This window comes from Herbaspirillum sp. SJZ107, from assembly GCF_006715485.1.
GTDB lineage: Bacteria > Pseudomonadota > Gammaproteobacteria > Burkholderiales > Burkholderiaceae_D > Telluria.
On sequence record NZ_VFNH01000002.1, the window covers coordinates 1,810,418 to 1,823,292 of the forward strand.

Genomic DNA, 12,875 nt, shown 5'->3' on the forward strand with positions numbered 1-12,875 from the left:
ACGCAGCGCTGATGTACGGTCACGCGTCGTCATTTGCCGGAGATGCGGCTTATCCTACCTGTCATGCAGTGGCATGCCGCATGGTGGTCAGCCGGCGCGACGATATGAGCGAAGCCAATTTCCGGCATTACCTGCGGCGCGAAGCGCAGCAAAAGCGCGAACAGGCGACGCTAGTGGCAGCGTGGCGCACTAGGCGGATGGAGGAGGCCGAGGCGAACGCCCGGGCATGGACAGAGTTGAATGCTTTCGCCCGCCTGCCCGCCGGGCCAGCGGCAGTGCCCTTGCAACTGCTGCTGCCATCCGGTCCGCCCCGCGCGCGGCCGCTGGCGGCAACGCGGCGCGAACGCTATCGGGCCCATTTGCAGGCGGTCGTCGATATCGCCGCCGCCCTGGCGCCAGGCACGCCGACGGCGCCTGCCGCCAGGGTCGCTGAAACCGTCTCGGATACCGCATCGCTGCTGCCCGGCCGCCTGTGCGCCCTGTGCGGCGGCGGCTGCTGCACGCGCGGGTCCGACCACGCCTACCTGGGCGCGCCGACGCTGCGCCGCTTCATGGACGCGCATCCCGGCATGTCGCCGGAAGAGGTGGTAGCCGCCTACCTGGACCGCGTGACGCACAAAACCCAGACCGGCTCCTGCATCAACCACACCCGCACCGGTTGCAGTTTGCCGCGCGACATGCGCAGCGACACCTGCAACGACTACGCCTGCGATTCGCTCGCGCAGGTCCAGGCAGCGCCGCGCGAGCAGGTGGTGCTGGTGGTGCGCCGCAAGCAGGACCAGTGGCGCCGCGATCGCGCTGACCTCGACAATGCCGTCAACGGCGCGGCGGTGCTGAGCGAAACGGGTGTGCGGCGCATGCGGGTTGGATGAGCAAAACATTGCATCCAATAAGCGCATCCTCCATACTTGCCGAACCATAGCAAACCGAAGCGCAGGGGAGAGACAACATGCCGAACCAGGTGTCGATGGGCGCCATGATGACCTGCACCTTCGGCGCGGCGCCATCGTCGCTGGTCGTGCTGCCGGCGAACAAGGTGCTGTGCGAAGGTCCCCCTGCCGCCAACATCATGGACCACAAGCCGATGGTCAACATCATGCCTTTCGGGATGTGCAGTTCGATGGCCAATCCGATGGTTATCGCCGCCACCGCCGCCGCGATGGGCGTGCCGACCCCGATGCCGTGCATCCCGGCGACCGCCGCGCCGTGGGTGCCGGGTGCCGCCACCGTCATGATCGCCAGGATGCCGGCGCTCGACAACGTCTCGAAGTGCATGTGCAACTGGGGCGGCGTGATCGCCTTCAGCATGTCCGGCACCGTCAAGACCATGATTCCCTGAATAGAAAATACCCATGCCCGCTACCCAATCGAATCGCGAAGTGTCCGTCAAGACTGCATTGGCGGACGACGTGCTTCTTTTTGCCGGCATGCAGGGCAAAGAGCAGCTTGGACGCCTGTCGGAATTCACCGTCAAGCTGGTGTCTACCGACGGTGCCGTCAAGATCGGCGACATCCTCGGCACGCCGCTGACCGTCGTCCTGACGCTCGCGGACGGCGAGAGCAAGCGCTATGTCAACGGCATCGTCACGCGCTTTCGCAGCACCGGCCGCGCCGGCGACCTGACCGCCTACGAGGCGACGGTCCACCCGGGCCTGTGGCTGCTGACGCGGGCGTCGGACTGCCGGATTTTCCAGGAGATGTCGGTGCCCGACATCGTCAAGGCAGTCTGCGACAAATATGGCAGCACCGTATCCTTGTCCGAAAGCGCACTGAGCAATACGTACGCCGCGTTGCCGTATTGCGTGCAGTACCGCGAGACCGACTTCGATTTCGTCTGCCGCCTGCTGGAAGAGGCCGGCATCTACTTCTACTTCACCCACGACGCCGACAGCCATACGATGGTGCTGGCCGATTCCTACGGCGCGCACCAGCCGATCGCGGGCTACGAGGCCCTGAAGTTCAGCGACAGGGCACCGAGGGCGACGGACAGCGGCGAAACCGTGTCTGCCTGGACCACAGGCGGTGCCATCACCGCCAGCAGGTACGTGCTGGACGATTTCGATTTCGAGAAGGCCGGCGCCAGCGCCAGCGGCGGCCTGACGTCGACGGCGACGATCGCGGCGGCGTTCGGACAGGCGTCGTACGAGATGTACGACTATCCGGGGAATTTCAGCAAGCCGGCCGACGGCAGTGCACTTGCACGTGCCCGCATCGAGAGCCTGCACGGCCAGGGCGAGCAGGTCGGTGCGACGACCAGCGCGCGCGGCCTGTATCCGGGCGGCCTGTTCACGCTGGCCGAGCATCCGCGCGCGGACCAGAACCGTGCCTACCTGGTGACGGCGGCCAGCTATCAGGTGAGCGGCAACGACTACGCCAGCGGCGGCCAGGGCTTTGCCTTCGCCTGCACCATCGACGCCATCGGCAAGGAGCACGCCTTCCGGCCGCTGCCGACCATCCCCCGGCCGGTGGTGCAGGGACCGCAGACGGCGATGGTGGTCGGCAAGGCCGGCGAAGAAATCTGGACCGACAAGTATGGCCGGGTCAAGGTGCAGTTCCACTGGGACCGGCTGGGCAAGGACGACGAAAACAGCTCATGCTGGGTGCGGGTGGCACAGGGCTGGGCCGGCAAGGGCTGGGGCGCGATGGCGATTCCGCGCATCGGCATGGAAGTGGTGGTCAGTTTTCTCGAGGGCGATCCGGACCGGCCGCTGGTGACGGGCTGCGTCTACAACTCCGACGCCATGCCGCCCTACGCGCTGCCGGACGAACAGACCATTTCGACGGTCAAGTCGCAATCCTCGAAAGGCGGCGAAGGCTTCAATGAGCTGCGCTTCGAGGACAAGAAGGGCGAGGAAGAGGTGTACCTCCACGCCGAACGCGATTTCCTGCGCGTAGTGAAGAACAACGATGCGCTCAAGGTCGGCTTCGAAACCGCCGACAAGGGTAACCAGACGATCGACATCAAGAACGACCAGACCACGACCATCGGCCACGACCAGGTCGAAAACGTCGACAACAACCAGACGGTGACGATCAAGGCCGACCAGAAGCTCGACGTCGGCGGCGACCAGTCGGTGGGCATCGACGGCGCCCAGAAGGTCAAGGTTGGTTCCACCATCGTCATCGAAGCAGGTACCTCGATCGAGTTGAAGGTCGGCGGCAGCAGCATCAAGATCGAAGCCGGCAAGATCACCATCAAGGCGCCCGAGATCGAAATCGCCGCTGACGCGAATGCGAAGGTCAAGGCGGGCGCGATGATGGAAATCAAATCCGGCGCAGTCATGACGATCGGCGGCGCCATGGTGCAAATTAACTGATGTCCGGCGTGCCGGGAAGTTGGAATGCCAGCCCGGACCCAACGTATAATTGACAATCTGTCCAGGCCGCTTTCAGCCGCGTGCGCGACCCGGCGCAAAGATGGTGCGGCGGCTACCCAACCCTATTCATCCGATGCTGCTGACCCTACGAATCCTGAGCTACCGCAACCAGCCGGTGCCGCCCGCGCCCGCCGTGCGTTTTACCGCCGCCGGCGGCAGTATCGGGCGTTCCGCCGACAATGCGCTGGTGCTCGACGATCCGAGCAAGTACATCTCGCGCGTGCATGCGCGCGTGTTGTGCCGGGGCGATACCTTCCTGCTGGAAGACCTGGGCAGCAATGCCAGCGTGCTGAACGACCGTCCGCTCGGCAAGGGCAGCCAGGCCGCGCTCGGCCATGGCGACCGCCTGGCCATCGGCGACTACCAGCTGCAGGTGCTGATCGAGGCGTCGCCGGCTGCAGCGCCGCTGGCGCCGGCACCGGTCAACGACGCCGCGCTGCCGCTGTTCGAGCCGCCGCCCCCGCCCGTGCCGGTGCAACTGCCACCGCTCGACTTCGCGCCTGCTCCGGCGGCCACGCCGGCGCCAGCTGCCGTGTTCGCCGATCCGCTCGCCGGCGCCAGCATCCTCGATGTGCTGCCTGGCCAGGGAGGCGGTCTTGCGGGTGACGATCCGCTCGGCCTGAACCTGTTCGGCAGCGCACCCCAGGCGCCCGCGCGCGCGGCGGAGAGCGACCACGTGTCGCCCGAGCTGGCCGCGTTCCCGCAACACGCAGCGGCGCCCGCGCCGTTCGCGCCGGCGCCGTCCGCACCGTCCGCACAGGCCGGCGGCTTTGCCATTCCTCACGACTACGATCCCTTGGCTGACTTTTTCGCGCCCCCGGCCGTGGCACCGGTGCCACCCACGCCTGCGCCCGCGCCAGCCGCTGTGCCCGCGGCGTTGCATGCTCCTTTGCCGGATGCCGTGCCGGATGCCGTGCTGGGTGGCGCCAACGCCGACATGACGGCACTCATTGCCCAGCCGCTGCAACCGGCACCGCTGGCGCCGCCTGCGCCGGTGCCCGCAGCGCCACCGTCCGCCACCACGGCGCCCGCGTTGGCCGGGCAGGGCAGCGCGCCGGCCAGCGACGCCGTCCTGCAGGCACTGCTGCGCGGCCTCGGCCTGCCCGGCCTGCAGCTGCAGCGGCCCGCGACCGAGGTCGCCGAGCTGGTCGGCGCGCTGCTGCGCGAGGCCACGGCCGGCACCATGGACGTGCTGATGGCACGCGCCATGACCAAGAAGGAGAGCCGCATCGACATGACCATGCTGTCGGTGCGCGCCAACAACCCCCTGAAATTCTTCCCCAATGCCGACGGCGCGCTGACCCAGATGCTGACCGGGACGATGGCCGGCTACATGGCGCCGCGCGATGCGATGGCGGGCGCCTTCGACGACTTGCGCGCGCACGAGCTGGCGGTGATCGCCGGCATGCGCGCCGCCCTGGGCGCGGTGCTGCACCGCTTCGACCCGGCCCGCATCGAAGAGCGCCTGGACAACTTGAGCGTGATGGACAAGATGCTGTCGTCGAACCGCAAGGCCAGGATGTGGGACCGGCTGGTCGAGCTGTACGCCGAGATCGCGCGCGAAGCCGACGACGACCTGCAGCGCCTGTTCGGGGAAAAATTCTCGGAAGCCTATGAAGAGCAAGTGGCGCGCCTGCGCCAGGCGAAACAATAATCTAGGGACGAAAGAAGCATTATGGCGTGGAAGAACAAGGTGGTCTGGTCCGAAGGCATGCTGCTGCAGCCGCAACACCTGCAGCAACACGACCGCTACTGGCAAAGCCAGCTCGAAACCCGCGTGGCTGCGCTGCGCCCGTACAGCTGGGGTTTCGCCGAACTGAAGATCGACGAACACCAGCTGGCGCTGGGCAAGCTTGCGCTGCAGTCCTGCACCGCGGTCCTGCCCGACGGCACGCCGTTCACTTTGCCGGCCGACGACGAATTGCCGCTGCCGCTGGATATCCCGGGTGACGCGCGCAACGTGCTCGTGGTGCTGGCGCTGCCGCTGCGCCGCCACGGCGTGGCCGAAGTGGACAATGGCGAGCAGCCGGACAACTTCGCGCGCCATCGCATGGACGACTACGAGGCATGGGACAGCAATGGCCTGGACAACAGCGCCCTGCTGCAGATCGGGAAGCTGCGCCTGCGCCTGGCCCTGGCCTCCGAAGTGGCGAATGCCTACGCCACCATCGGCGTGGCCCGCATCGTCGAGCGGCGCGCCGACAACCGCGTGGTGATCGATCCGGATTACAGCCCGCCATGCCTGGATTTCCGCGCTGCGCCTCGCCTGGCCGCGTTTGCCGACGAACTGGTGGGACTGCTGCACCAGCGCGGCGACGTGCTGGCGGCGCGCCTGTCGCAGCCGGGGGCCGCGGGCGCCGCCGAGATCGCCGATTTCCTGCTGCTGCAGTTGCTCAACCGCGTCGAGCCGCTGGTGATCCACCTGGCCGGCACCACCGGCGTGCACCCGGAAACGCTCTACCAGACGATGGTGTCGCTGGCCGGCGAACTGGCCACTTTCACCGAGCCCGGCAAGCGCACGGCCGCCTATCCGGTGTATCGCCACGATGCGCTTGCCGAGACCTTCGCGCCAGTGATCGCCGACCTGCGCCGCGCCCTGTCGACCGTGATGGACACCCAGGCCGTGCCGATCCCGCTCGACGAGCGCCAGTTCGGCATCCGCGTGGCGGTGGTGCCCGACCGCGAGTTGCTGCGTTCGGCCACCTTCGTGCTGGTGGTGAATGCGCACCTGCCGCCGGAACTGCTGCGCACCAGCTTCCCCGCGCAGGTCAAGATCGGCTCGGTGGAGAAGATCCGCGACCTGGTCAACCTGCAACTGCCCGGCATCGGCCTGCGCCCCTTGCCGGTGGCGCCGCGCCAGCTGCCGTTCTATGCCGGCTACACCTATTTCGAACTCGACAGCGGCAGCGAGTATTTCCAGCACTTGCACACCTCGGCCGGCTTCGCGATGCATGTCGCCGGCGAGTTCCCTGGATTGCAGATGCAGTTCTGGGCCATCCGGAGGTAAGCCATGAGCGATTCCGACAAGCCGGCACCGCAGCCGGGCCAGGACCCCGATGCCACGATGCTGGTGCTGAACCCCGGCGGCCGGCGTACGGCAGCGGGCGCGGCGCCCGCGCCCGCCGCCGGCGCTTCGATCCATGCCGAAAGCGCCCCGGTGCACGTGGCGCTCGCAGGCAGTGGCCTCAACCGGCTGGTGCGCGCGGCCAACCCCTTGCTCGACCTGGTGGTGCCGCTGCGCCATACGCTGCAGCCGCCCGACCTGGGCCAGCTGCGCGAGCGCCTGGCGCTGGCCATCCGCACCTTCGAATCCGACGCCGCGGCGGCCGGCGTGCCGACCGACTCGATCGCCGCCGCCCGTTATTCCCTGTGCACGCTGCTCGACGAAACCATCTCCGGCACGCCCTGGGGCAGCGGGGTATGGGGGGCGCGCAGCCTGCTGGTGGCCTTCCACAACGAAGCCTCGGGCGGCGAAAAATTCTTCCTGGTCTTGCAGCGCCTGAGCCAGGATGCCGCGAAACACCTCGATCTGCTCGAACTGATGTACCTGTGCCTGGCGCTCGGCCTGGAGGGACGCTTCCGCCTCGCCGACCAGGGCCAGGCCCAGCTGGCGACCGTACGCGAACGCCTGCTCGCCCTGATCCGCCAGCATCGCGGCGCCTTCGAGGCCGACCTGTCGCCGCACTGGCGCGGCGCGGCGGCGCCGGCGGTCTCGCCGATGCGCCGCACGCCGGTGTGGGTGATGGCGGCCGGCGCCTGCAGCCTGCTGCTGGTGGCCCAGCTGGTGGCCTCGCATGTGCTGAACCGCGATTCGGACCCGGTGTTCGCCAAACTGTCGGCGCTGCGCCAGGCGGGTGTGCCGGCCACGGTGGCCGCACCGATGCCCGTCGCGGCGCCGGCACGCACCGCCGCCTTCCTGGCGCCGGAAGTCGCCGCCGGCAAGGTCACCGTCACCGAATCGGCCGCGCGCACCACGATCACGCTGCGCGGCGAAGGCATGTTCGGCTCCGGCAGCGCCGAGGTCAACGGCGACGTCGCGGGCCTGCTCGGCCGCATCGGCGACGCCCTGAAGACGCTGCCCGGCAAGGTGCTGGTGATCGGCCATACCGACAATACCAAACCCGGCCTGTCGGCCCGCTTCCCGTCGAACTACGATTTGTCCAAGGCCCGTGCGGCGGCCGTGATGGCGGCGCTGGCCACGCGGGCCGGTCCGCCGGAACGCTACAGCGTCGAGGGACGCGGCGATGCCGAACCGCTGGTGCCGAACGACAGCCCGGCCGCGCGTGCGCGCAACCGCCGCGTCGAGCTGGTCGTGCTGGCGCCGGCCAGCGCCCCGTGAATACCCATCCTGTCATTGGCCGTACCGGCCGCATCGGCTATATATTATGAAACGTCTGTTTTCCTGGCTCTTCAAGCGCGCGGTGCTGGCCTTCATCGGCGTGCTGCTGCTGTCGCTGGTGTTCTGGTTCGAGGCGCCGCTGCTTGCCTTCGACGGCAAGGAGCCGTTTGCCGCCAGCAGCGTGCGCTGGTTCTTCGTATTCCTGATGTTCGCGGCCTGGGCCGGCTGGCTCGGCTGGAAGGCCTTGTCCGCCTGGCTGGCCAACCGCAAGCTGATCGCGAGCATGGCCGCCGCCGATGCGCCGGTGCCGGCTGGTGTCCCCGATCCGGCGGCGCTGCACGAGCAGGCGGCCCTGAAGCAGCGCATGGCGCAGGCGCTGGCGGTGCTGAAGAAGGCGGCACCCGGGAAGAAGGCGTGGGGCAGCCAGTATCTGTATCAGCTGCCGTGGTACATGTTCGTCGGCGCCCCCGGCAGCGGCAAGACCACCAGTCTGCTGCATTCGGGCCTGCGCTTCCCGCTGGCCGAGGCCATGGGGCCGGGCGCCATCGGCGGCGTCGGCGGCACGCGCCAGTGCGACTGGTGGTTCACCGACGAGGCGGTGCTGCTCGATACGGCCGGCCGCTACACTACCCAGGACAGCGATGCCCAGGCCGACCAGGCGGGCTGGCACGGTTTTCTCGCGCTGCTGAAGAAGCACCGGCCGCGCCGTCCGATCGACGGCGTCATCGTGGCGCTGTCGGTCGCCGACCTGCTGCAGCAGGGCCCCGCCGCGCGCCAGGCCCAGGCCGCGGCGATCCGTGCCCGCATCAAGGAACTGCACGAGAAGCTCGGGACCCGTTTTCCCGTGTACGTCACGGTGACCAAGTGCGACCTGCTGGCCGGTTTCACCGAATTCTTCGATCCGCTGGGGCGTGAAGAGCGTGCCCAGGTGTGGGGCATGACTTTTCCGGCGGCGACGGAAGGCGCCGCGCTGGCGGAATTTCCGGCGCGCTTCCTCGAACTCGAACAGCAGTTGCAGGCGCGGGTGCTGACGCGCATGCAGGACGAGCGCGACCTGCAGCGGCGTGCCTTGCTGTACCGTTTTCCGCAACAGTTCGCGGGCCTGGGCGAGGTGCTCGGCGGCTTCCTGGGCGCGGTGTTCGAACCGACCCGCTACGAGCCGAGCGCCCTGCTGCGCGGCGTGTACTTCACCAGCGGGACCCAGGAGGGCAGCCCGATCGACCGCGTGATGGGCGCGCTGGCCGCGACCTTCGGCCTGGACCGCAAGGTGCTGCCGCCGAATGCGGCCAGCGGCCGCAGTTATTTCATCACCAATCTGCTGCGCGAGCTGATCTTCAAGGAAGCGGGACTGGCCGGCATCGATGGCGCCTTCGAGGCACGCCAGCGGCGCCTGCGCTGGCTGGGGGCGGGCGCCGCCGGCGTGCTGTTCGCGCTGCTGGTGGCCGGCCTGGCCACCAGTTTCGTGCACAACGGGCAAACCGTGCGCGAGGTCGACGCACGCGCCGACGCGCTCGACAAGCTGGTGCGGGCCGCGCCCGCGGACGGCTCGGCACTGGGCATCCTGCCGATGCTGAACGCGGCGCGCGCACTGCCTGGCGGCCATGACGAACGCGATGCCAGCGTCCCGCTATCGAGCCGCTTCGGCCTGAACCAGCGCGACAAGCTCGGCGCCGGTGCCGAACTGGCTTACCAGCGCCTGCTGCGATCGAGCATGTTGCCGCGCGTGGCGGCGCGCCTGGAAGACGTCCTGCGCCGCGGCGACGCCAACAGCCAGGAGCAGCTCTACGAAGCGCTGCGCGTGTACCTCATGCTGGGCCAGCCGACGCATCTCGATGCCGACTCGGTCCTGGCCTGGCTGGCCTTCGACTGGCGCCGTAGCCTGCCGGATGCCAGCGCCGAGCAGCGCGACCAGCTGCTCGCCCACGCCGGCGCGCTGCTGGAGACGGCCGGCGGCGGCGCCGAGCCGCCCCTGCTGGATGCCGCCCTCGTCGCCAGGGTGCGCGCCACGCTGGCCATGATGCCGCTGCCCGAGCGCGTTTACAACCGGCTCAAGCGCATGGTCGCCCAGGCCAAACTGCCGGAGTTTTCGGTCAACCGGGCAGTGGGGCGCGACGTCTCGGCCGTGTTGGCGCGCAAGAGCGGCGAGCCGCTCACACGCGGCATCCCGGGTGTGTTCAGCGTGGCCGGCTACCGTGAACTGCTCAAGCAGTCGCCCGGCGCGCTGGCCGACATCGCCAAGGACAGCTGGGTGCTGGACCGCCGCGAAGCCGAAGGCGCCCTGGGTGCGCTCACCGGCGACCAGATGCACGCCGCCGTGCTGCAGCTGTATTACGCCGATTACATCCGGGCCTGGGACGCGATGCTGGCCGACGTGCGGATCGCGCCGTTTTCCAGCCTCGACCAGGGCGCACGCATCACCAACGCGCTGGCCGCGGCCGACTCGCCGCTCAAGGCCTTCCTGACGGCGGCCGCGCGCGAAACCACGCTCGACGGCGCAAGCGGCAAGGGGGCGGCGGCACTCGACGCCGCGGTGCGCAGCAAGCTGTCGGCCGCACGCCAGAAACTCGAAGCGGCACTCGGCGGTGGCGATGACGCGGCGCCCGAGCCGGCGGCGAAGACCGGCACCCCGGTCGACCAGCATTTCGAGACGCTGCACAAGCTGGTCGGCAGCGCTGCCGCCCCGGGACCGCTCGACGCACAGCTGGCGCTGCTCAAGGACGCCTCGCAATACTTCGATGCCGCCGACAAGGCGCGTCGCGCCGGTACGCCCGCGCCTGCCGGCGATGCGCTGCAAAAGGTCAAGCGCGCCGCCGAAGGGACGCCGGCGCCGCTGGGCGACATGCTTGCCAACGTCGACAGCGCCGGTTCGGGCCTGACGCTCGACAGCGAACGCGCGCGCATCCAGGCCTTGTGGGCGGCGGAAGCCGCGCCGTTCTGCCGCGATGCGATCGCCGGACGCTACCCAATGGTGCGCAGCGCCACCAGGGATGCCACGCCGGACGATTTCGGCAAGTTCTTTGGCCCGGGCGGTATCATGGACGATTTCTTCAGCAAGAACCTGGCCGCGCAAGTGGACATGTCGGGGCCGCAGTGGAAATGGCGCGGCACCGGCGAGGCGCCGGTCGGCATCGGCCAGGACGTGCTGAACCAGTTCCAGCGCGCCGCACGCCTGCGCGAGATGTTCTTCGGTGCCGGCGGACGCCAGCCTTCGCTGCGCTTCGAGCTGTTGCCGCAAGCGGCCGATCCGGCCTTGACGAAGGTCGTGCTCGACATCGACGGCCAGCCGGTCCTGTACAGCGCCGGCACCCCGGCACGGCCGGTCCCGGTCACGCTCCCGTCGGGCAAAGGCGGCAGCCTGGTCCACCTGGAAGCCACGCCGGCGCTGCGCGCCGACCTGCGCACCGAGGGGCCATGGGCCTGGTTCCGCATGCTGGACAAGGGCGTGCTGCAGCCTGGCGCGCAGGGCGAGCGCTACACCTTGACGTTCGACCTCGACGGCCACAAGATGACTTACCAGCTCACCGCCAGCAGCGTGATCAACCCGTTCCGGCGCGAGGCGCTGGAACAGTTCCGCTGCCCGGCGGCCTGGTGATTCCGATGGGTGCGCGGGCGCCGGGCTTCTTCGGCAAGCTGCGCAGCCATGGCGATTTCGTGTCGCGCCGGCTGCCGCCCGCCATGCAGTCGGCATTCGATGGCTGGCTGCAGGCCTCCCTGGTGCGCAGCCGGGCCGCGCTCGGCGCAGACTGGACGCCGACCTGGGCAAGCAGTCCCTTGTGGCGCTTCGTGCTGGCGCCTGGCCTGTGCGGCACCCGGGCCTGGTGCGGGATCATGATGCCCAGCGCCGACCGGGTCGGACGATGTTTTCCCCTGGTGCTGGCGGCCGGCCTGGACGACGTACCGTCGCTTGCCGACTGCCTGACAGGGCACGCCGCCTGGTTCGCGCGGCTGGAAGACCTGGCGCTGTCGTCGCTCGACGAGGGTTTTTCGATGGATGCGTTCGATACCGCGCTGCAGGCGCTGGATGGCGCGCCGCGCCCGGCAATGGCCGTGGCAAGGGCGGGGCCGGCTGGCCCGCGGGTGGCGGCCTTGCCCAGTGGCCTGGTGCCGCCCCTGGCCGGCGCCGGCATGGCCGGGTGCAGCGCCTGGTGGACCGACGGATCGGCGCAGGTCGCGCCCAGCCTGGCGCTATGCCCGGGCCTGCCGCCGGCGGCGGGATTTGCCGCGCTGCTCGACGGGCAGTGGCAAGCGCATGGATGGCCGGCGGCGCTGCCTTAGAGCGTCGGGCGCTGGCCGTTCAAGCCGGCCCGCACAGCGCGACCAGCACCGTGATGTTGTCGCGCGCGCCGTAGCGCTTGGCCGTCTCGATCAGCCGGTCGCACAGTGCCGGCAGGTTGCCGGCGTGGGCATCGGCCAGGGTAGCCTGGATTTCTCCATGCGGCACGCTGCCGTGCAGGCCGTCGCTGCACAGCATCAGGACATCGTCGGGAACCATCATGTGTGAACGCACCTCGGGCGTGACGGCGGCCGACGGCCCGACCGCCTGCAGCAGCAGGTTGCGGGCAGGGAGCCGGTCGACCATGCCGGCTTCCAGCGCCTGCTGGTACAGGGTCTGGTCGCGCGTGAGCTGTTCGAGGACGCCGCCGCGCAAGCGGTACAGGCGGCTGTCGCCGACGTGGAAGGACACCATGGGCGTGGCGAACGGATGCGGCCCGGGCGGGCGCCACAGGCCGGTCAGGGTCGCGCCCATGCCGCCGCCATCGGACCGGCCGCGCGCGCAATTCTGCGCATACAGGATGCTGTTGGCATGTTCGACCGCCGCATGCAGGAGGCGCACGGCGCCAGCCGCCGGATCGGACCAGGTGGCATCGGGATCGTCAGCTGCAATGCCGCGCGCGCTTTCCCGCGCGAGCGCCGGCGCATGCTGTGCCAGGTAGGCGCGCAAGGCCGTCAGAACGCCGGCGCTGGCCACTTCGCCGGCCGCATGGCCACCCATCCCGTCCGCCACCATCGCCACGCCGAGCGCTTCGTCGATCAGGAAGTTGTCTTCGTTGGTTTCGCGCACCGGCCCGACATCGGTGGCGCCAAAGGCCACGCCCAGCGACAGGCGATGCACGCGCATCGGAGACAGCGGAATCGGCATCGGCATGGCGTCACGGTCC

The 12,875-nt window shown here is 69.3% G+C and carries 9 protein-coding genes; 8 read left to right on the forward strand and 1 reads right to left on the reverse strand.

Translation table 11 applies throughout. The features are described from left to right. Nucleotides 1-236 precede the first annotated feature (236 nt). The 8 genes from FBX97_RS17900 to tagF all read left to right on the forward strand — a co-directional run bounded on the left by FBX97_RS17900 (nt 237) and on the right by tagF (nt 11,991). Nucleotides 237-872: a hypothetical protein gene (locus FBX97_RS17900; RefSeq protein ID WP_141834113.1), complete on the forward strand. Its 636-nt coding sequence runs from the start codon at nt 237-239 to the stop codon at nt 870-872. A 77-nt stretch (nt 873-949) separates the two neighbouring features. Beyond that, a complete protein-coding gene (locus FBX97_RS17905; RefSeq protein ID WP_141834116.1) occupies nt 950-1,339 on the forward strand; it encodes a DUF4280 domain-containing protein in 390 nt (129 codons plus the stop codon). Nucleotides 1,340-1,352: 13 nt separating this feature from the next. Further along, nucleotides 1,353-3,317 carry a type VI secretion system Vgr family protein gene (locus tag FBX97_RS17910; protein ID WP_141834118.1) on the forward strand — a complete coding sequence of 655 codons (1,965 nt, stop codon included), beginning with the start codon at nt 1,353-1,355 and terminating at the stop codon, nt 3,315-3,317. A 133-nt stretch (nt 3,318-3,450) separates the two neighbouring features. After that, a complete protein-coding gene (gene tagH / locus FBX97_RS17915) occupies nt 3,451-5,031 on the forward strand; it encodes a type VI secretion system-associated FHA domain protein TagH (protein ID WP_141834121.1) in 1,581 nt (526 codons plus the stop codon). Between the two features lie 21 nt (nt 5,032-5,052). Further along, nucleotides 5,053-6,384: a type VI secretion system baseplate subunit TssK gene (tssK, locus tag FBX97_RS17920; protein WP_141834124.1), complete on the forward strand. Its 1,332-nt coding sequence runs from the start codon at nt 5,053-5,055 to the stop codon at nt 6,382-6,384. A 3-nt stretch (nt 6,385-6,387) separates the two neighbouring features. Beyond that, entirely contained in the window at nt 6,388-7,716 is a 1,329-nt protein-coding gene (icmH, locus tag FBX97_RS17925; protein WP_141834128.1) for a type IVB secretion system protein IcmH/DotU, read from the forward strand. A 46-nt stretch (nt 7,717-7,762) separates the two neighbouring features. Next, complete coding sequence (tssM, locus tag FBX97_RS17930) at nt 7,763-11,308, forward strand: type VI secretion system membrane subunit TssM (protein WP_141834131.1); 3,546 nt, start codon at nt 7,763-7,765, stop codon at nt 11,306-11,308. A 5-nt stretch (nt 11,309-11,313) separates the two neighbouring features. After that, entirely contained in the window at nt 11,314-11,991 is a 678-nt protein-coding gene (gene tagF, locus FBX97_RS17935; protein ID WP_141834134.1) for a type VI secretion system-associated protein TagF, read from the forward strand. Between the two features lie 19 nt (nt 11,992-12,010). On the opposite strand, the gene FBX97_RS17940 is transcribed toward tagF, so the two are convergent. Continuing rightward, a complete protein-coding gene (locus FBX97_RS17940; RefSeq protein ID WP_221631821.1) occupies nt 12,011-12,862 on the reverse strand; it encodes a PP2C family serine/threonine-protein phosphatase in 852 nt (283 codons plus the stop codon). Between the last annotated feature and the right edge of the window lie 13 nt (nt 12,863-12,875).